This is a genomic window from Agromyces binzhouensis (assembly GCF_004135055.1).
Classification (GTDB): Bacteria; Actinomycetota; Actinomycetes; order Actinomycetales; family Microbacteriaceae; genus Agromyces; species Agromyces binzhouensis.
Map to the genome: position 1 here is coordinate 1 of NZ_SDPL01000731.1, position 781 is coordinate 781.

Annotated in this window: 1 protein-coding gene; it reads left to right on the plus strand. The window is 75.8% G+C overall.

Going from position 1 to position 781, the window contains the following annotated elements; translation table 11 throughout:
• On the plus strand, positions 1-781 hold a 781-nt coding region (locus tag ESO86_RS17930), incomplete at both ends, for an aminotransferase class V-fold PLP-dependent enzyme (protein ID WP_129236051.1).

Below are 781 nucleotides of genomic sequence, written 5' to 3' on the forward strand. Positions count from 1 at the left end.
GAGTCGGCGCAGCGGGCGGATGACGCGGTCGCGGAGTTCCGCGACGCGGTCGCCGACCTCACCGGCGCCGACCCGCGCGGCGTCGTGCACGGCCGCAGCGCCACGCAGCTCGTCTACGACTTCTCGCGCCACCTCTCCCGAGGCTGGGGTCCCGGCGACGAGGTCGTGGTCACCCGCCTCGACCACGACTCGAACGTGCGGCCGTGGGTGCAGGCCGCCGAGCGCGCCGGCGCCACGGTGCGGTGGGTCGCCTTCGACCCGGCGACGGGCGAACTGCCCGTCGAGGCGGTCGCGTCCGCGCTGAACGAGCGCACCCGGCTCGTCGCCGTGACGGCCGCGTCGAACCTCATCGGCACGATGCCCGACCTCACGTCGATCGCCGCCGCGGTGCACGCCGTCGACGCCCTGCTCTTCGTCGACGGCGTCCACCACGCCGCCCACCACCTGCCCGACGTCCGGGCGCTCGGCGCCGACTTCCTCACCTGCTCGCCCTACAAGTTCCTGGGCCCGCACTGCGGACTGCTCGTCGCGGACCCCGCGCTCCTCGAGGCGATCGCGCCCGACAAGCTGCTGCCGGCGACCGACGCAGTGCCCGAGCGATTCGAGTTCGGCACGCTGCCCTACGAGCTCCTCGCGGGGGTGACCGCCGCAGTCGACGTGCTCGCCGACCTCGCAGGGCCCGCCGCCTCGCCGGAGACGCCGGCCGCCGAGGTCGGGGCGGATGCCTCCGGCTCGCGCCGCACCCGCCTCGAGCGGGCCTACGCCGCGCTGCACGAGCACG